At 56.0% G+C, this 19,075-nt stretch carries 17 protein-coding genes; 12 read left to right on the top strand and 5 right to left on the bottom strand.

The annotated features are described in order from the left end of the window. Nucleotides 1–14: 14 nt before the first annotated feature. The 3 genes from phrB to ACG1VR_RS16855 form a co-directional block, all read right to left on the bottom strand. Nucleotides 15–1,424 (bottom strand): deoxyribodipyrimidine photo-lyase, encoded by a 1,410-nt coding sequence (gene phrB, locus ACG1VR_RS16845; protein ID WP_395489378.1) that lies wholly within the window; start codon nt 1,422–1,424, stop codon nt 15–17. Between the two features lie 13 nt (nt 1,425–1,437). Next, entirely contained in the window at nt 1,438–2,394 is a 957-nt protein-coding gene (locus tag ACG1VR_RS16850) for a 2-thiouracil desulfurase family protein (protein WP_279043954.1), read from the bottom strand. Nucleotides 2,395–2,484: 90 nt separating this feature from the next. Continuing rightward, nucleotides 2,485–2,691, bottom strand: a complete 207-nt coding sequence (locus ACG1VR_RS16855; RefSeq protein ID WP_016535397.1) for a YbfA family protein — start codon at nt 2,689–2,691, stop codon at nt 2,485–2,487. A gap of 313 nt (nt 2,692–3,004) precedes the next feature. Here ACG1VR_RS16855 and kdpF point away from each other — a divergent pair, with 313 nt between their 5' ends. The 10 genes from kdpF (at nt 3,005) to potE (ending at nt 15,406) form a co-directional block, all read left to right on the top strand. Continuing rightward, nucleotides 3,005–3,094: a K(+)-transporting ATPase subunit F gene (gene kdpF / locus ACG1VR_RS16860; RefSeq protein ID WP_083478380.1), complete on the top strand. Its 90-nt coding sequence runs from the start codon at nt 3,005–3,007 to the stop codon at nt 3,092–3,094. After that, complete coding sequence (gene kdpA / locus ACG1VR_RS16865) at nt 3,094–4,779, top strand: potassium-transporting ATPase subunit KdpA (protein WP_172568059.1); 1,686 nt, start codon at nt 3,094–3,096, stop codon at nt 4,777–4,779. Before kdpF ends, kdpA begins: the two co-directional genes overlap by 1 nt. Before the next feature lie 13 nt (nt 4,780–4,792). Then, nucleotides 4,793–6,841, top strand: a complete 2,049-nt coding sequence (gene kdpB, locus ACG1VR_RS16870; RefSeq protein WP_016535394.1) for a potassium-transporting ATPase subunit KdpB — start codon at nt 4,793–4,795, stop codon at nt 6,839–6,841. Nucleotides 6,842–6,853: 12 nt separating this feature from the next. Next, nucleotides 6,854–7,429: a potassium-transporting ATPase subunit KdpC gene (gene kdpC / locus ACG1VR_RS16875; protein WP_172568060.1), complete on the top strand. Its 576-nt coding sequence runs from the start codon at nt 6,854–6,856 to the stop codon at nt 7,427–7,429. A 12-nt stretch (nt 7,430–7,441) separates the two neighbouring features. After that, nucleotides 7,442–10,129 (top strand): two-component system sensor histidine kinase KdpD, encoded by a 2,688-nt coding sequence (gene kdpD, locus ACG1VR_RS16880; protein ID WP_395489379.1) that lies wholly within the window; start codon nt 7,442–7,444, stop codon nt 10,127–10,129. After that, nucleotides 10,126–10,803 (top strand): two-component system response regulator KdpE, encoded by a 678-nt coding sequence (gene kdpE / locus ACG1VR_RS16885; RefSeq protein WP_016535391.1) that lies wholly within the window; start codon nt 10,126–10,128, stop codon nt 10,801–10,803. The genes kdpD and kdpE overlap by 4 nt, the downstream gene beginning before the upstream one ends. A 36-nt stretch (nt 10,804–10,839) precedes the next feature. Then, the gene (locus tag ACG1VR_RS16890) at nt 10,840–11,268 is read left to right on the top strand and encodes an EamA family transporter (RefSeq protein WP_038474634.1); all 429 of its coding nucleotides are present in this window, start codon (nt 10,840–10,842) and stop codon (nt 11,266–11,268) included. A 247-nt stretch (nt 11,269–11,515) separates the two neighbouring features. Then, nucleotides 11,516–11,620 carry a leader peptide SpeFL gene (gene speFL / locus ACG1VR_RS16895; protein WP_115586272.1) on the top strand — a complete coding sequence of 35 codons (105 nt, stop codon included), beginning with the start codon at nt 11,516–11,518 and terminating at the stop codon, nt 11,618–11,620. Between the two features lie 274 nt (nt 11,621–11,894). Then, entirely contained in the window at nt 11,895–14,054 is a 2,160-nt protein-coding gene (gene speF / locus ACG1VR_RS16900) for an ornithine decarboxylase SpeF (RefSeq protein ID WP_395489380.1), read from the top strand. 32 nt (nt 14,055–14,086) lie between these two features. Continuing rightward, nucleotides 14,087–15,406, top strand: coding sequence for a putrescine-ornithine antiporter (potE, locus tag ACG1VR_RS16905; protein ID WP_016535387.1), 1,320 nt, complete (start codon nt 14,087–14,089; stop codon nt 15,404–15,406). A 43-nt stretch (nt 15,407–15,449) separates the two neighbouring features. On the opposite strand, the gene pgm is transcribed toward potE, so the two are convergent. Continuing rightward, nucleotides 15,450–17,093, bottom strand: a complete 1,644-nt coding sequence (pgm, locus tag ACG1VR_RS16910) for a phosphoglucomutase (alpha-D-glucose-1,6-bisphosphate-dependent) (protein WP_395489381.1) — start codon at nt 17,091–17,093, stop codon at nt 15,450–15,452. Between the two features lie 27 nt (nt 17,094–17,120). Next, nucleotides 17,121–17,666 (bottom strand): replication initiation negative regulator SeqA, encoded by a 546-nt coding sequence (gene seqA / locus ACG1VR_RS16915; RefSeq protein WP_395489382.1) that lies wholly within the window; start codon nt 17,664–17,666, stop codon nt 17,121–17,123. A gap of 174 nt (nt 17,667–17,840) precedes the next feature. Between seqA and ybfF the strand changes: the two genes are divergently transcribed. Both ybfF and ybfE read left to right on the top strand, forming a co-directional pair. Next, complete coding sequence (gene ybfF, locus ACG1VR_RS16920; RefSeq protein WP_395489383.1) at nt 17,841–18,617, top strand: esterase; 777 nt, start codon at nt 17,841–17,843, stop codon at nt 18,615–18,617. A gap of 132 nt (nt 18,618–18,749) precedes the next feature. Then, nucleotides 18,750–19,028, top strand: a complete 279-nt coding sequence (gene ybfE, locus ACG1VR_RS16925) for a LexA regulated protein (protein WP_039899144.1) — start codon at nt 18,750–18,752, stop codon at nt 19,026–19,028. The last annotated feature ends 47 nt before the right edge of the window (nt 19,029–19,075 follow it).

The raw sequence follows: 19,075 nt of genomic DNA on the forward strand, positions 1-19,075 counted from the left end.
ATTATTCTCTTCAGTTATTTTCTTGCCGCCTCATAGGCCGCAAGCGTCGCTATTCGGGCTTGTTTATGGTCGACAATCGGGCGCGGGTAGTCCAGCGTTTGCTGCTGTTTTTCGGCCCAGACCCACGGCGTATGCATCTGTTTGCCCGGCACTCCGGCGAGTTCCGGCAGCCAGTGACGGATAAAGTCGCCTTCGGCGTCAAACCGCTCGCCCTGGGTCGTTGGATTAAAAATACGGAAGTAAGGCGCGGCGTCGGTGCCCGTGGAAGCCGCCCACTGCCAGCCGCCGTTATTCGCCGCTAAATCACCGTCAATCAGCTGCGACATAAAATAATGCTCGCCCTGCCGCCAGTCGATAAGCAGGTCTTTGACCAGGAAGCTCGCCACCACCATGCGCAGGCGGTTATGCATCCAGCCGGTTTCATTCAGCTGGCGCATGGCCGCGTCCACAATCGGGTAGCCGGTTTTCCCCTGCTGCCAGGCTTCCAGCATTTTAATATCGTCGTTCCAGCGTACTTTATCGGTCCAGCCGATAAACGGCCTGTGGCAACAAAGCTTAGGGTAAGCGACCATCAAGTGGCGGTAAAACTCACGCCAGATAAGCTCATTAAGCCAGGTTGATCCCGCTTCTCCGCCCAGCGCTTTGGGGTGCTCTTTTAACAGGCGATGCAGACACTGGCGGGGGGATAAAACGCCGATAGCCAGATAAGGCGAAAGGCGGCTGGTGCCTTCGATAGCGGGAAAATCGCGCTGCTCCGGATAGCGGGCTACCGGCTCAAGGCAAAACGTGCGCAGTTGAGCAATTGCCGCCTGCTCGCCCACGGGGAAAAGGCTTGCGTCGAACTTTTCACGAGGAAAATCGAAAGAAAAATCCTCATGGAATACGGCATCGCCCCGTTTTTTGGGGGCGGGAACGCACTCCGGCAGGCCTTCGTGCAGGCGTTTGATAAAGGCCTTACTGAAGGGAGTAAACACCTTATACATTTCGCGGTTGCCGGTTGTGACGCTGCCGGGAGGCAGCAACAGGCTGTCATCAAAGCCCTGGCAGACCACATCCCGGCCGAGCGTTTTTTCCAGCGCGGCATCACGCCCGCGTTCGTTAACTTCGTATTGGTAGTTATAAAAGAGCGCATCAACTTGCTGCTGCTCGCAAAACTGTTTCACGCAGTCGAGCGATTCAGCAAAATCCGCTACTTGCCTGATGTGCAGCGTTATTCCGCGCTCTGCAAGCGCAGCACCCAACGCTTTAAGATGCTCAAAGATAAATCCCGCCTGCTTTGGCGCCATAACGTGCTGTCGCCACTGCTCGGGCGTAACGATAAATAATCCGATAACTGCCGCATCGGGATTGCGGCAGGCGGCGTGCAAAGCGTAATTATCGTGAAGACGAAGATCGTTGCGAAACCAGACCAGATGAGTGGCCATAACTCTCCCTGAATTAGTTACCGTAACGCAGGCGAAGTGCCTCGGGGTACGGTTCAAAATAGCGCTGCTGCTCGAGATAACGGTCCGGGTATTCTGCCATATAGTGCTTCAGCAGGGTGACCGGCGCCAGCAAAGGCTGAGTCCCCTGGCGATAGCGGGCAATAAGGTCAGACAGCTCCTGACGCTGGCGCGCATTAAGCTGGCGGCGGAAATAACCCTGAACATGCATCAGCACGTTAGTGTGGTTGCGGCGCGTGGCGTGGTGTGCCAGCAGGGACATTAAACGCAGGCGATACTCGACAAAAAATTCATCCAGCGATGCCCAGTTTTCGATAGAGGCCACAAAACGTCCCAGTTCCCGGTATTCCGGCTGGGAATGGGCCAGCAGCAGCAATTTATAGCGGCTGTGGAAGGCAATCAGCTTCCCGCGCGTTAAACCGCCTTTGCGCACCAGATTGAGGTCGTGCAGCGTATAGACTCGTTCGACAAAATTCTCGCGGATAGCCGGGTCGCAAAGCCGCCCATCCTCTTCTACCGGCAGCCAGGGAAACTGACGCTGAAGTTCGGTGGTAAAAATACCGGTGCCGCTTTTACGATTATTTTTGCTGTCGGCGTCGTAAACCCGTACGCGCTCCAGCCCGCAGCTCGGGGATTTGGCGCAGACGATGTAGCCGCAGAGATGTTCCAGCCCGCTCACCCGGCGCGAGGAGAAATCCTGCATCGCTGCGGTAAGGTCTCCTTCGGTCTGGTTGCTGAAACGCAGGGCAATTTCACCCTCATTGATTTTTACCAGGCGCAGCGCCGGGCGAGGTGTGGGAAGGCCAATAGCCATTTCAGGGCAGATGGCTTCGAAGCGCACCCAGGGAGCAAGATCGTTAACGGCAAACGCCATTCGCTTATGGCCGCCGTCAAAGCGAACATTTTCCCCAAGTAAACAGGCGCTGATACCAATCGGGATGCTGTCGTTCATTGTCGGCTCCTTAGTTGTTAACTAAGTGTAGCAAGACGCGGGCAACAAAAAAGCTACCCGAAGGTAGCTTTTGTCAAAACGATTCAGCTTTTAGTAAAAATCACAGGCGGCTGCTTCTGACTGCGCCATCCACACCGGTTTATCGCTGGTTTTAGACCAGACGCGATGCAGGTAGCTGTAAAAACGGGCGCGATCTTTCCAGAACAGCATCACCGGCAGGGCCAGTACGCCAGCGGTAACAGCAAACACGCGACGCAGGATGACCTGATGCGCAGGGTATTCTTTATATAAAGACATAGGCTTCTCCTTCTTAGTTTGTGACCGGCAACACAGGCCGGAAAATTGAAACTTGTTATCTGGTCAAAATAGTATCTCATTGCCTGAAAGTTTACTACTCCTCCGACCAGATATTTGTGCTTTTTTGTGCCCTGCCTGGCCTTTACTTCGTAATTAAGTTACAAAATGGTTAAATAAATACTAATCATTAGTTAACTAATGGCTTTTCCATTTTTATACTTTTTTTACACCCCGCCCCCGGACTTTTACGACATCTTTTCACCCGAAATCCTATTCTGCCGCCAAATGCTAAACGCACCGTTGGAGGTGGATTGTGAGTGCAGGCGTCATAACCGGCATCGTGCTGGTCTTCGTGCTGTTGGGTTACCTGGTTTATGCCCTGATTAAAGCGGAGGCTTTTTAATGGCTGCGTCCGGATTTTTACTGATCGCCAGCTTTCTGCTGGTGCTCTTCATTCTTGCCAGGCCTTTAGGCAGCGTGCTTGCTCGCCTGATTGAAGGTGAACCGCTGCCGGTTGTTGGCCGCATCGAGCCGCTGCTGTGGTGGCTAATCGGCAGCAAGGGTGAAGAGATGGGCTGGAAACGCTATTTAATGGCGATTCTGGCATTCAACGTTTTTGGGCTTCTGGTGCTGTTTATGGTGCTGACGTTCCAGGGCAGCCTGCCGCTTAACCCGCAGCAGCTTCCCGGGCTCTCCTGGCACCTGGCGCTGAATACGGCGGTAAGCTTCGTCTCCAATACCGACTGGCAGTCCTACGGCGGGGAAACCACGCTGAGCTACTTCAGCCAGATGGTTGGCCTGACGGTGCAAAACTTCGTTTCGGCGGCGACCGGTATTGCGGTGGTGTTTGCCCTGATTCGCGGTTTCTCGCGTCATTCAGCCAGCACGCTGGGTAACGCCTGGGTCGATTTAACTCGCGTCACGCTCTACATCCTGCTGCCTATTTCTCTGGTGATGGCGCTGTTCTTTATCAGCCAGGGCTCGCTGCAGAACTTCTCTGCTTACCAGCCTTACACCACGATTGAAGGCGTCCAGCATCTACTGCCGATGGGGCCAGTTGCCTCTCAGGAAGCTATCAAGATGCTCGGCACCAACGGCGGCGGCTTCTTTAACGCTAACTCGTCTCACCCGTTTGAAAACCCAACGGCGCTGACCAACTTCGTCCAGATGCTTGCGATCTTCCTGATCCCAACCGCGCTCTGTTTCGCCTTTGGTGAAGCGGTAGGCGACCGCCGTCAGGGCCGCGCTCTGCTGTGGGCGATGACGATAATCTTCGTGGTCTGCGCGGCGGTGGTTATGTGGGCAGAATTGCAGGGTAACCCGCACTTCGGCCAGTTCGGCGCCAACAGCAACATCAATATGGAAGGGAAAGAGAGCCGCTTCGGCATTCTCGCCAGCAGCCTGTTTGCGGTCATCACAACCGCAGCATCCTGCGGTGCGGTCAACGCCATGCATGACTCCTTTACCGCGCTCGGCGGCATGGTGCCGATGTGGCTGATGCAAATTGGCGAGGTGGTATTTGGCGGCGTCGGCGCGGGCCTGTACGGCATGCTGCTGTTCGTGCTGCTGGCGGTGTTTATCGCCGGGCTGATGATTGGCCGTACTCCGGAATACCTCGGTAAAAAAATCGACGTGCCGGAAATGAAGATGACCTCGCTTGCCATCCTGATAACCCCGGCGCTGGTTCTGCTCGGCTCGGCCCTGGCGCTAATGACCGATGCGGGCCGCAGCGGCATAGCTAACCCCGGCATTCACGGTTTCAGCGAAGTGCTTTACGCGGTTTCGTCTGCCGCCAACAACAACGGCAGCGCCTTTGCAGGCCTGAGCACCAACACCCCGTTCTGGAACGTTCTGCTGGCGGTGTGCATGTGGTTTGGCCGCTTCGCGGTCATCATCCCGGTGATGGCGATTGCCGGTTCTCTGGCAGCAAAAAAATCCCAGGCTGTCAGCATCGGTACGCTGCCAACCCACGGCCCGCTGTTTATCGGTTTACTGATTGGGACAGTGCTGCTGGTTGGCGCCCTGACCTTTATCCCCGCCCTCGCTTTAGGCCCGGTTGCGGAACACCTTTCTCTGGTTAATTTCTGAATACGAGGCTTCCATGAGTCGCAAGCAACTGGCGCTGTTTGAACCGGGTCTGATTCGTCAGGCGCTAATTGATTCCTTTAAAAAGCTCACGCCGCAGGTACAGTGGCGCAACCCGGTGATGTTTATCGTCTGGGTAGGGAGCGTTATCACTACCCTGCTGGGGATAGCGATGCTCACCGGCATGCAGCAGGGTGATGCCATATTCACCCTCGCTATCAGCGTGTGGCTGTGGTTTACCGTGCTGTTCGCTAACTTTGCTGAAGCGCTGGCCGAAGGCCGCAGTAAGGCCCAGGCCAATAGCCTGAAAGGCGTGAAAAAAACCAGCTGGGCGCGCAAGCTGCGTAGCCCACAGCACGATGCTCAAGTTGACCATATTCCGGCGGCCGACCTGCGTAAAGGCGACGTGGTACTGGTCGAAGCCGGGGATATTATCCCCTGCGACGGCGAAGTGCTGGAAGGTGGGGCATCAGTGGATGAAAGCGCCATCACCGGCGAGTCCGCGCCGGTTATCCGTGAGTCCGGCGGCGACTTCGCGTCTGTCACCGGCGGCACGCGCATCCTGTCCGACTGGCTGGTCATTCAGTGCAGCGTGAACCCGGGGGAAACCTTCCTCGACCGCATGATTGCCATGGTTGAAAGCGCTCAGCGCCGCAAAACGCCGAACGAAATCGCCCTGACCATTCTGCTGGTTGCCTTAACTATCGTGCTGCTGCTGGCAACCGCCACGCTGTGGCCGTTCTCGGCCTACGGCGGCGCCGCTGCCAGCGTAACCGTGCTGGTTGCTCTGCTGGTCTGCCTGATCCCAACCACTATCGGCGGGCTGCTTTCCGCCATCGGCGTAGCCGGGATGAGCCGCATGCTGGGTGCGAACGTTATCGCCACCAGCGGTCGTGCGGTAGAAGCTGCGGGCGACATCGACGTGCTGCTGCTGGATAAAACCGGCACCATTACGCTCGGCAACCGCCAGGCTTCCGCCTTCCTCCCGGCTCCGGGCGTGGATGAAAAAGAGCTGGCCGACGCGGCACAGCTGGCCTCACTGGCGGATGAAACGCCGGAAGGCCGCAGCATTGTGGTGCTGGCAAAACAGCGCTTCAACCTGCGTGAACGCGATGTGCAAAGCCTGCAGGCGACGTTTGTGCCGTTTACCGCCCAAACCCGCATGAGCGGTATCAACATTCAGGACCGCATGATCCGCAAAGGCTCCGTGGATGCCATTCGCCGCCACGTTGAGGTGAACAACGGGCACTTCCCGGCTCAGGTAGACACGCTGGTAGAAGGCGTTGCACGCCAGGGCGGTACGCCGCTGGTGGTTGCCGAAGGCGCTAACGTGCTGGGCGTAATCGCGCTGAAAGACATCGTTAAAGGTGGGATCAAAGAGCGTTTCGCACAGCTGCGCCAGATGGGTATCAAAACGGTAATGATTACCGGCGATAACCGCCTGACCGCCGCCGCAATTGCCGCCGAAGCCGGGGTGGATGATTTCCTGTCTGAAGCCACGCCGGAAGCCAAACTGGCGCTTATCCGCCAGTACCAGGCCGAAGGCCGCCTGGTGGCGATGACCGGCGACGGCACCAACGACGCCCCGGCTCTGGCCCAGGCTGACGTTGCGGTAGCGATGAACTCGGGGACGCAGGCGGCCAAAGAGGCTGGCAACATGGTCGACCTGGACTCCAACCCGACCAAGCTGATTGAGGTCGTGCATATCGGCAAACAGATGCTGATGACGCGCGGGTCGCTGACCACCTTCAGTATCGCCAACGACGTGGCGAAGTATTTCGCCATTATCCCGGCGGCGTTTGCGGCAACTTACCCGCAGCTTAACGCCCTGAACGTGATGCACCTGCACTCCCCTGCTTCGGCAATTCTGAGTGCGGTTATTTTCAACGCGCTGATCATTATCTGCCTGATCCCGCTGGCTCTAAAAGGCATTAGCTACAAACCGCTGAGCGCCGCCGCAATGCTGCGCCGCAACCTGTGGATTTATGGTTTAGGCGGAATAGTTGTGCCGTTCATCGGCATCAAAGTAATAGATGTGATCCTGACCGTTTGCGGTCTGGTCTAAGAGGAAGAGAACATGGCTACGCTACGCCCCGCTTTATTATTGCTGATTGTCTTAACGCTGATTACCGGAGGGGTTTACCCCCTCATCGCCACGCTGCTGGGCCAGTGGTGGTTCCCGGCCCAGGCAAACGGCTCGTTAATCGTCGAAGACGGCAAAGTTCGCGGCTCAGAACTCATCGGCCAGGACTTTACCAACGCAAAATATTTCCAGGGCCGCCCTTCTGCCACCTCGGATAGCCCCTATAATCCAATGGCATCCGGCGGCAGTAACCTTGCGGCCAGCAACCCGGAGCTGGACAAAGAGGTTAAAGCACGTATTAGCGCACTACGTGCGGCTAACCCGCAGGCAAGTCCGGCTGTACCGGTTGAACTGGTAACCACTTCCGCCAGCGGCCTCGACGGGCAGCTTTCCCCGGAAGCAACCGCCTGGCAGATCCCGCGCGTTGCTCAGGCAAGGAATCTGCCGGTTGAGCAAGTTGCTCGCCTGGTGGAAGCCAACACCACCACGCCGCTGGTTAACTTTATCGGCATGCCGGTAGTGAATATCGTTAAGCTGAACCTGGCCCTGGACAATCTACAGGCGAAGTAAAAAGGAAGCGTTATGACCGAGGAGCCGCTGCGCCCCAACCCCGACAAGCTGCTGGAGAAAGTGAATCGCCAGCCGCGTGGGAAACTGAAAATTTTCTTCGGCGCCTGCGCGGGCGTCGGGAAAACCTACGCCATGCTTCAGGAGGCGCAGCGCCTGCGGGCGCAGGGCCTCGATGTCCTGGTGGGCGTGGTTGAAACCCACGGCCGCCAGGAAACCGCCGAACTTCTTAAGGGGCTGAGTATTCAGCCCCCTCGTCGTATTCATCACCGGGGGCGTCTGGTTCAGGAGTTTGACCTCGACGCCGCCCTCGCCCGCAGCCCTGCCCTGATCCTGATGGACGAACTGGCGCACAGTAATGCGCCTGGCTCCCGCCATCCCAAACGCTGGCAGGATGTTGAAGAGCTGCTGGAAGCGGGTATTGACGTGCTGACTTCGGTCAACGTCCAGCATCTGGAAAGCCTCAACGACGTGGTTGGCGGCGTAACCGGCATTCAGGTTCGTGAAACCGTGCCGGACCCGATTTTCGACGCCGCCGACGAAGTCGTGCTGGTGGACTTGCCCCCGGACGACCTTCGCCAGCGCCTGCACGAAGGCAAAGTTTATATTTCCGGCCAGGCCGAGCGTGCAATCGAACATTTCTTCCGTAAAGGCAACCTGATTGCCCTGCGCGAGCTGGCACTGCGCCGCACCGCAGACAGAGTTGATGACCAGATGCGCGCCTGGCGGGATAACCAGGGGCAGGAGAAAGTCTGGCATACCCGGGACGCCATCCTGCTTTGCATCGGCCACAGCGCCGGAAATGAAAAGCTGGTGCGCACCGCCGCCCGCCTCGCAGCCAAGCTCGGCAGCGTCTGGCACGCCGTTTATGTTGAAACCCCGCAACTGCACCGGCTGCCGGAAAACCAGCGCAGGTCAATCCTCGGCGCACTGCGGCTGGCCCAGGAGTTAGGCGCTGAAACAGCCACTCTCGCCGACCCCAACGAAGAGAAAGCGGTGCTGCGCTACGCCCGCGAGCACAATCTTGGCAAAATTATCATCGGCCGCCATACCACGCGCCGCTGGTGGCACCGCACCTCTTTTGCCGACCGACTTGCTAAACGCGCGCCCGATCTTGATTTAGTCATCGTCGCGCTGGATGAAAAACCCGCCCCTTCTCCTGTGAGAGCGCCGGACATGCGCTCGATAAGCGAAAAATGGCGGATCCAGCTGCGAGGCTGCATTGTTGCGGTGGTGCTGTGCGCGTTTATCACTTTTATTGCCAATCAGTGGCTGGTGGCGTTCGACGCCGCAAACCTGGTAATGATCTACCTGCTGGGCGTGGTTATCGTCGCCCTGTTCTATGGCCGCTGGCCTTCGGTGCTGGCAACGATAGTTAACGTCATCAGCTTTGATTTGTTCTTTATTGCCCCGCGCGGCACGCTGGCGGTTTCCGACGTTCAGTACCTGCTGACCTTTGGCGTCATGCTTACCGTCGGGCTGGTGATTGGTAATCTCACCGCAGGGGTGCGCTACCAGGCGCGAATAGCCCGCTACCGGGAACAACGTACCCGCCATCTTTACGAAATGTCTAAAGCGCTGGCGGACGACCGCACGCCGCAGGAAGTAGCCGCCACCAGCGTGCAGTTCATCAACAACACTTTCCAGGCCCGCAGCCTGCTGTTGCTGCCGGACGAGCATGGCAAGCTGAGCCGCATTGCCGCCGAAGGCGAGCCAGCCCAGTGGGATGAAGCGATTGCGCGCTGGAGCTTTGATAAGGGGCAGCCTGCCGGCGCGGGAACCGACACATTACCGGGCGTGCCCTACCGCATCCTGCCGCTGAGCACTACCGAGCGCACGCTTGGGCTGCTGGTTGTGGAGCCGGAGAACCTGCGCCAGCTGATGATCCCCGAGCAGCAGCGCCTGCTGGAAACATTTACCCTGCTGGTTGCCACCGCCCTGGACAGGCTGCTGCTGACCGCAAGCGAAGAGCAGGCCCGCCTTTCAAGCGAACGCGAGCAAATACGCAATTCGCTGCTGGCGGCGCTCTCTCACGATCTGCGCACTCCGCTGACCGTGCTGTTCGGCCAGGCCGAAATTTTAACCCTGGATTTAGCCAGCGAAGGGTCAAAGCATGCGCCTCAGGCCAATGAGATACGTCAGCATGTGCTCAATACCACGAGGCTTGTCAATAATCTGCTGGATATGGCGCGCATTCAGTCGGGCGGCTTTAACCTGCGTAAAGAGTGGCTGACGCTTGAAGAGGTGATCGGCAGCGCGTTGAAGATGCTCGAACCGGGCCCTGGCGGCCGCCACATTGCGCTAAATATGCCCGATCCTTTAATGCTGATAGAGGTCGATGGCCCGCTGTTCGAGCGGGTGCTGATTAATCTCCTGGAGAATGCAGCCAAATATGCGGGCTACAAAGCGGAGATAGGCATCAAGGCAACGGCGGCGGCGCAGAAGCTCGACCTGGAAGTCTGGGACAGCGGGCCGGGTATTCCGGCTGGTAAAGAGCTGCTGATTTTTGATAAATTTGCCCGCGGTAACAAAGAGTCGGCTATTCCGGGCGTGGGCCTGGGGCTGGCCATCTGCCGGGCGATTGTTGAAGTTCACGGCGGCACAATTTATGCGCTTAACCGCCCCGAGGGCGGTGCCAGCTTCCACGTTGTGCTACCTTTATCGCCTCCCCCCGAACTCCCTGAAATGATTGAGGCGCTGTGACAACGGTTCTGATAATTGAGGATGAAAAAGAGATCCGCCGCTTTCTGCGTACCGCGCTGGAAGACGAATCGTTACGCGTGTTTGATGCCGAAACCTTACAGCGCGGCCTGATCGAAGCGGCAACCCGCAAGCCGGATCTGGTGATTCTGGATCTTGGCCTGCCGGACGGCGACGGCATCGATTTTATTCGCGATTTCCGCCAGTGGAGCCAGACCCCGATTATCGTTTTGTCGGCACGCAGCGACGAGCAGGCAAAAATCGCCGCGCTGGATGCGGGTGCCGATGATTTTCTCAGCAAGCCCTTTGGCATCGGCGAGCTTCAGGCGCGGCTGCGGGTGGCTCTGCGTCGCCACGCCAGCATCGTTCAGCCCGATCCTGTTTATCAATTTTCTGCAATTACGGTCGATCTCTCCTCGCGCCGCATCACCCGCGGCGAAGAGGAAATTCACCTTACCCCAATAGAATTCCGCCTGCTGGCGACGCTGCTTAACAACCACGGAAAAGTGCTGACCCAGCGCCAGTTGCTTAACCAGGTCTGGGGCCCCAACGCGGTGGAGCACAGCCACTATCTGCGTATCTATATGGGCCACCTGCGTCAGAAGCTGGAAAACGATCCCGCACGCCCCCGCCACCTACTCACCGAAACCGGCATCGGCTACCGTTTTATGCTGTGAAAGAGTAACCTCTTGTCCGTTCAAGAGGAGCCTTTTATGAGCGCATGGTTAATGTATGCCCTGCTATCTGCCGCCACGGCGGCGCTGGTAGCTATTTTTGGTAAAGTTGGTTTGCAGCATCTGGATGCCAATACCGCTACGGCCGTTCGCGCCGTAGTAATGGCGCTATTTCTGGTCGGTGTGGTGGTGGTTCAGGGCAAAATGAATCTGGTCAGCACGGTGTTTGCCGACAAAAAAGCGCTGCTGTTTATTCTGCTGAGCGGCGTGGCCGGAGCCCTTTCGTGGCTGTTTTACTTTATGGCGATTAAAAACGGCGAAGTCTCTAAGGTTGCGCCGATAGACAAGCTAAGCGTGGTGTTTGCCGTGATCCTGGCGGTGATTTTTTTCGGCGAGAAAGTTTCGCTGATTGCCGGTATCGGCGTGGCGCTGATCGCCTGCGGCGGTTTGATGGTTGCTCTGGGCTAAACTCTTCTCTCGGGCGCCTCAGGGCGCTCTCCCTCCTAACTTATTGAAATCAGATCATTTCACCACAATCAACAACATATAATAAACAATTCCACTACCATTAGATCTTTATGCAAACCTATTCACTACGTTATGCATAACCCATGAATTTTTATTTCTGTTTCACCTTTGATTTGTTGATAAAGCTCACAGTAAAAGGCTTTTCGCCAGATAAAATGGCGCTACCTTTACATAAAAGGAAAATCAAATGGAAAACAACAATCGGGTTATGCCTCATATCAGGCGCACGACGCATATTATGATGGTTTCCCACCGCAGCTGTTTCGACTTCCACTTCTTTAACGCTCTATAACCTTTCAGATAGCTGACACTGCATTAGCCTTGTTATCTCCGTTACCTGATTAATTTTGGGTGGCCAGTAACCTGCGTCTAATTTCGTCAGCAACAAAATAAAATCTTTTTATTCGCGGCTGCTGGGCCGTCGGGATTTTATTATTCAAAAAATGACCTGACCCACTGACCATTATTATTGCGTCAGCGGCACGCCATTGTCATTTTCCAGCCCCCCCCAATTGCTGAGCTATTAGCAATTGAAGGACAACTTTATCTGAAATAAAGGTTATATTATGCAATCTTTAAAAATCGCGCTTAATCGTAATTGCCCCGACTGCTTTACTACCGGGAGAGAAATCGTCAATTTATCGTCCACTGATTTCATCGACGTGGCCGCCGCCGTGCTGTCCGTGCCCGACCTGTACAGCGGCATCGTGGAGCAGATAGAGCAGACCGGCTTTGGCCTGCCGGTGTTTGTTGCGATTAACGAGAATGAAATGATCCCGGAGGAATATTACTCCCGCATCATCGGCATTTTCGAACCCAGTGAAACCAAGGCTGAATATTATGGCCGCCAGCTGGAAGCCGCGGCAGAAAAATATGAAAAAGGTTTACGCCCGCCATTTTTCGATGCCATGGTTAATTATGTCGAACAGGGAAACAGCGCTTTTGATTGCCCGGGACATCAGGGCGGCCAATTTTTCCGCCGTCATCCTACCGGGAATCAGTTCGTTAATTTCTTTGGCGAAACGCTGTTCCGTTCTGACTTATGTAATGCCGACGTTTCAATGGGCGATCTGCTTATTCACGAAGGTGCGCCAAGTACTGCGCAACAACACGCGGCTAAAGTTTTTAATGCCGACAAAACTTATTTCGTACTTAACGGAACCTCTTCATCAAATAAAGTCGTATTAAACGCGCTGTTGACGCCGGGAGATTTAGTTTTATTCGATCGTAATAACCATAAATCGAATCACCATGGCGCATTAATTCAGGCCGGTGCGACGCCGGTTTATCTGGAAACCGCCCGCAACCCGTATGGCTTTATCGGCGGCATTGACGCGCACTGCTTTGAAGAGCGTTACCTGCGTAAGCAAATCGAAGCGGTAGCGCCAAACCGCGCCCGCGAACAACGCCCCTTCCGCCTGGCGGTTATCCAGCTCGGCACCTATGACGGCACGGTGTATAACGCGCGCCAGGTGGTTGATAAAATCGGGCATCTTTGCGACTACATCCTGTTTGACTCGGCGTGGGTGGGCTATGAGCAGTTTATTCCGATGATGGAAGCCTGCTCGCCGCTGCTGCTCGAGCTGGATGAAAACGATCCGGGGATTTTGGTTACGCAGTCGGTGCATAAGCAGCAGGCTGGCTTCTCACAAACCTCCCAGATCCACAAAAAAGATAGCCATATCAAAGGCCAGGCGCGCTACGTTAATCATAAACGCATGAATAACGCCTTTATGATGCACGCTTCAACCAGCCCGTTTTATCCTCTGTTTGCCGCGCTGGACGTCAACGCCAGAATGCACGAAGGCGAAAGTGGCAAGCGCATGTGGATGAACTGCGTGGAAACCGGGATCGATACACGCAAACTGTTGCTGAAAAGCTGTAAATACCTGCGCCCGTTTGTACCGGTGCTGGTAGACGGTAAACCGTGGGAATCATTCGAAACCGAGGAAATTGCCAACGATCTGCGCTTCTTCCACTTCGTGCCCGGAGAACGCTGGCACGCCTTCGAAGGCTATGCCGAACATCAATATTTTGTAGACCCCTGCAAGCTGCTTCTCACAACGCCGGGCATTAATGCCACAACCGGCGAATATGAGGCCTTTGGCGTACCCGCCACCATCCTCGCTAACTACCTGCGCGAAAACAGCATCGTGCCCGAGAAGTGCGACCTGAACTCTATCCTGTTCCTGCTCACACCGGCGGAAGACATGGCAAAAATGCAGCATCTGGTGGCCCACCTGGTGCGCTTTGAGCATTTGCTGGAAACCGATGCCCCGCTCGCGGATGTTCTCCCGTCTTTATATCACCAGTATCAGGAACGTTACGAAGGCTACACCCTGCGCCAGCTGTGCCAGGAAATGCACGACCTGTACGCCAGCCTCAACGTGAAACAACTGCAAAAAGAGATGTTCCGCCACGACCACTTCCCACGCGTTGCGATGAATCCTCAGCAGGCAAACCTTGCGTTTGTACGCGGTGAGGTGGAGCTGGTGCCGCTGAGCGAGGTGGAAGGCCGTATTGCCGCGGAAGGCGCCCTGCCATATCCGCCGGGGGTGCTTTGCGTAGTGCCGGGGGAAATCTGGGGCGGTTCTGTACAGCACTATTTCCAGGCGCTGGAGGACGGTATTAACCAGCTTCCCGGTTTCGCACCGGAATTGCAGGGCGTGTACATCGAAGAGTGCGACGCACGTAAACGCGTCTGGAGCTATGTGCTGAAACGCTAATTTTCCACCACTTTCACGTTGAGACTTTGATTATGGCAACGCAAAAAAGCAACAAGATGGGCGTGGTGCAGCTGACTATCCTCACCACGGTAAACATGATGGGTTCGGGCATTATTATGCTGCCCACCAAGCTGGCAGAAGTCGGGACTATCTCGATTATTTCCTGGCTGGTTACCGCCGTCGGCTCGATGGCGCTGGCCTACGCCTTTGCCAAATGCGGGATGTTTAGCCGCAAATCCGGCGGTATGGGAGGGTATGCCGAATACGCTTTCGGCAAATCCGGCAACTTTATGGCCAACTACACCTACGGGGTATCGCTCCTGATTGCGAACGTCGCGATTGCTATTTCGGCGGTGGGCTACGGCAGCGAACTGTTCGGCGCGATACTGTCTCCGGTGCAAATTGCTATCGCCACTATCTGCGTACTGTGGATTTGTACCGTCGCCAACTTCGGCGGAGCACGCATAACCGGGCAGTTGAGCAGCATTACCGTCTGGGGCGTGATAATCCCGGTACTTGGGCTGTCGATAATCGGCTGGTTCTGGTTCAGCCCTTCCCTGTATGCCGAGTCGTGGAACCCGCACCAGGTTCCGTTCTTCGAGGCCGTCGGCTCGTCTATCGCCATGACGCTGTGGGCCTTCCTGGGGCTGGAGTCCGCCTGCGCCAATACCGATGTAGTGGAGAACCCGGAACGCAACGTCCCGATTGCCGTAATGGGCGGCACGCTGGGCGCAGCGGTGATTTATATTGTCTCAACCAACGTGATAGCCGGGATTGTGCCTAACGTGGATATCGCCAACTCCACGGCGCCGTTTGGCGTGGCCTTTGCCCAGATGTTTAACCCGACGGTCGGGAAGGTGATTATGGGGCTGATGGTCATGTCGTGCTGCGGCTCGCTGCTCGGCTGGCAGTTCACCATTGCGCAGGTGTTTAAATCATCCGCCGATGAGGGCTACTTCCCGAAAATCTTCTCCCGCTTGTCAAAGGCTGATGCCCCGGTAAAAGGCATGCTGACGATTGTAGTCTTCCAGAGCCTGCTGTCGCTGATGACCATCAGCCCTTCGCTGAACAAACAGTTCAACGTGCTGGTTAATCTGGCGGTGGTGACCAACATCATCCCTTATATTCTGTCGATGGCGGCGCTGGTGATTATTCAGAAACTGGCGAAGGTAGAGGCAGGTAAAGCGAGGATGGCGAATATAATTGCCCTGATTGGCGCGATTTACAGCTTCTATGCGCTTTACTCTTCCGGGCAGGAGGCGATGCTGTATGGTGCGATGGTGACGTTCCTGGGCTGGACGTTGTATGGCCTGGTGTCACCGCGTTTTGAATTAACCGACAGGCACATCTGATAAAAAAGGGAGCGGTAATTCGCTCCCTTTCTTCACAGTACTTTTACTTCGCGTTCTTCAGCACTTCGCTGACAATCTCTACCGCTTCTTTCTCTATCTGCTCGCGGTGTTCCGCGCCGAGGAAGCTTTCGCAGTAAATCTTGTAGGCGTCTTCGGTGCCGGAAGGACGGGCGGCGAACCAGCCGTTTTCGGTCATCACCTTCAGGCCGCCGATAGAAGCCCCATTGCCCGGAGCCGCAGTCAGACGAGCGGTGATTGGGTCACCAGCCAGCGTATCCGCGCTGACCATTTCAGGAGACAGCTTAGACAACGCGGCCTTCTGCGCGGAGGTCGCAGGAGCCTGAATGCGGTTGTAGCTCGGCGCGCCAAAGCGTGCGGCCAGTTCGTCATAATGCTGCTGCGGATTTTTGCCGGTTACGGCGGTAATTTCGGCCGCCAGCAGGCACATGATGATGCCGTCTTTATCGGTAGACCACGGCGTGCCGTTAAAGCGCAGGAAAGATGCCCCCGCACTCTCTTCGCCGCCGAAGCCAAAGCTGCCGTCGAACAGGCCGTCCACAAACCATTTGAAGCCCACCGGGACTTCCACCAGCTTGCGGCCCAAATCTTCTACCACGCGGTCGATCATCGCGGAAGAAACCAGGGTTTTGCCTACCGCCACCTCTTTGCCCCACTGCGGGCGATGCTGGAACAGGTAGTTGATCGCCACCGCCAGATAATGGTTAGGGTTCATCAGGCCAGCAGGCGTTACGATCCCGTGACGGTCATAATCCGGGTCGTTGGCAAACGCCAGGTCGAACTTATCGCGCAGCGCAAGCAGGCCCGCCATCGCGCATTCGGAGGAGCAGTCCATGCGGATTGCGCCGTCTTTATCGAGATGCATAAAGCGGAAGGTCTGGTCGACCTGATCGTTAACGATGGTCAGGTCAAGATTGTAGTGTTTTGCGATGCGGTGCCAGTATTCAATCCCGGAGCCGCCGAGTGGGTCAACGCCCAGCTTGAGGCCCGCTTTCTGGATGGCGGCCATATCAACGATGTCCACCAGCCCTTCGATAAACGGCTGAACCAGGTCCAGCTCTTTAACGTGGCCGCTGGCCCATGCTTTATCCAGGGAAATACGCCTCACGCCTTTCAGGCCGTCGGCCAGCAGCGCATTGGCTCTGTCCTCAACGACTTTAGTGACGTTGGTATCGGCCGGGCCACCGTTTGGCGGGTTGTATTTAATGCCGCCGTCATCCGGCGGGTTATGGGATGGCGTAATCACAATCCCGTCCGCCTGAGGGCCGGCTTTCTTGTTATGCACCAGAATCGCGTTGGAGATAGCAGGCGTCGGGGTATAGCCGTTGTCCTGCTGGACAATCACGTCCACGCCGTTGGCGGCCAGCACTTCCAGCACGGAGATAAACGCAGGTTCGGAAAGCGCGTGGGTATCTTTACCCACATAGCACGGGCCGGTTATCCCGTTTTTAGCGCGTTCCTCAGCGATGGCCTGAGCAATCGCCAGAATATGAGGCTCGTTAAAGCTGTGACGAGCCGCACTGCCGCGGTGGCCGGAGGTGCCGAACTTCACCGCGTGTTCACTATTACCCACCTCAGGTTTCAGCACGTAATACTGCGCCGTAAGCTGGGCTACGTTAATCAAATCGCTCTGTTGTGCAGGTTGACCCGCACGGTCGTGGTTAGCCATTGGCTTTTCCTTACTGACGCCAGGTTTTTAAATAGTGCCGCAAACCTTTTCAATCAGCTCCGCGGGGAACTGCATTGACTGCATGATGTGTTCAACCATGCTGCGTTTACGATCCGTATTCGTGTTGGTTATCACCCAGTACGGGGTGCCCGGAACATGTTTCGGCTTGGTTTGATTGCCGCTTGCCAGCAGCGTTTGCTCGTTACCGGCAAAGTAAACCCGGGTGCGGCCATGCAGCGATTCAGTAGCTTCGCCGAAGGTTTTTGCATCCAGTTGATAAAGCGTGGAGAGCACCATCATAAAGCGGTTAACGGCCTTATTCTGGGCGGCGTATTCGTCGGAGAGCAGCAGCTCACGCACCGCGCGAACGCGATTGCGGGCGGTATTAGCCGGTTTCTCCTCGACAACGGGCGCCGGGCGCTCCGCGGTGGCAGGTGTAGGGGTAGCTGCTGGAGTTTGTCCGGCGCTAAATTTGAGCATACGCCGTAAAATGTCGGACGCGCTTTCGCCAATATGCTTGGTTTGGCTGGCAATGTAGCGATAAAGCTCGTCATCAACTTCGATTGTTTTCATCTTAATCCAGTACGATATCTTTTCTGAATACAAGTCGTTGGGATTATAGGGGCAAATCCCAACAGCGAACAGGAGGGGCGGCTTAAAGTCAGAGTAAACTGAATATTTGCCGCACGCCCGCAGGAATGCCAACATAATACCCTAACCAAACGCCCCAAAATAAAGAACTTTGCCATGAAATTAAATGCTCGCCTGCAAACTGCGCAACAATCGAATAGCAATTCCCCTATCGTGCTGATCCACGGCCTGTTCGGCAGCCTCGACAACCTTGGCATACTGGCGCGGGATTTGGGCAAGGATCACACCCTTTTGCAGATAGATCTGCGCAACCACGGACTTTCACCGCGCAACGATGACATGAGCTATGCCGCAATGGCGCAGGACGTCATCGACACGCTCGACGCTTACAACATAGAAAAAGCAACTTTCATCGGCCACTCGATGGGCGGCAAAGTGGTGATGGCCTTAAGCGCGATTGCCCCCCAGCGCATTGATAAGCTGGTGATGATCGACATCGCACCTGTCAATTACCACGTTCGTCGTCACGACGAGATTTTCGCCGGGATCCGCGCGGTAACCGAAGCAGGCGTGAAAACGCGCCAGCAGGCCGCTCAAATAATGCGTGAGCACATTGCCGAAGAGGGCGTTATTCAGTTCCTGCTGAAATCCTTTGCCGACGGCGAGTGGAAATTCAACGTTCCGGTGCTCTGGCAACAATATGAGCATATTGTCGGCTGGCAGCCGATACCTGCCTGGCAGAAACCGGCGCTGTTTATTCGCGGCGGCGACTCGCCTTATGTTGACGAAAGTCATCGGGAAGAGCTGTTAAGGCAGTTCCCTCTGGCCCGCGCCCATGTGATTGCCGGAGCCGGACACTGGGTCCACGCCGAGAAACCGGATGCGGTTTTGCGCGCAATTCACCGATTTATCGACGCTGATGCGAAAAACTGATTAAAAACAGAACGACCGGGACGCAGAAGTCGCTAACGCGTTGGCGCGAATGGCGCGCTGATGTATGATGGCGCGCTTAATTGCACCGGCACCCTGCCCCTGCAGCCAGAATTCCCTGTCAGTATCCTAATCATGGCAAAAGAACAAACGGACCGTACTACATTAGATCTGTTCGCGGACGAGCGTCGCCCCGGGCGGCCTAAAACCAATCCGCTCTCGCGCGATGAGCAGCTGCGTATCAATAAACGCAACCAGCTAAAGCGCGATAAAGTGCGTGGTTTGAAGCGGGTAGAGCTAAAACTGAACAACGATGCGGTCGACGCCCTCAACCAGCTTGCCGACGCGCGTAATATTAGCCGTAGTGAGCTTATCGAAGAGATGTTGCTCGAGCAGCTCAAAAAGCTGGCTTAAGCGCTTTATACGCGCTTCGAGAAATCTGAAATCATAAAACGGTGAGC

Source organism: Cedecea davisae (assembly GCF_044095835.1).
Lineage (GTDB): Bacteria > Pseudomonadota > Gammaproteobacteria > Enterobacterales > Enterobacteriaceae > Cedecea > Cedecea davisae.